1 protein-coding gene is annotated in these 255 nt (G+C 35.7%); it reads right to left on the bottom strand.

Annotated elements, in window-relative coordinates:
• A partial coding sequence (locus WFK35_RS23135) for an IS3 family transposase (protein ID WP_336735009.1) occupies positions 1-190 on the bottom strand: 190 nt, incomplete at its 3' end.
• Positions 191-255: the final 65 nt, after the last annotated feature.

Genomic DNA, 255 nt, shown 5'->3' on the forward strand with positions numbered 1-255 from the left:
GATTCAATCCTAATTTTTTGTAAATACGATACACCTTCTTGTGATTACAGGAAAAACCTTGATTCCTCAGACTATGAAATATTTTCTTGAATCCATAGCTAGGATGTTTCTCTGAAAGTTCATTCAGGCAACCAATGAGTTCTGTGTCTTCCTTTCTTTGGGGCTGATAATAATAACTGCTCCTTTCCAAATTAAGAGATTTACACGCCTGCCGGATGTTTATAGGATATTCTGACACAAGGTAATTCACAACTT

This window comes from Chryseobacterium sp. VD8, from assembly GCF_037149975.1.
In the GTDB taxonomy this organism is placed as follows: domain Bacteria; phylum Bacteroidota; class Bacteroidia; order Flavobacteriales; family Weeksellaceae; genus Chryseobacterium; species Chryseobacterium indicum.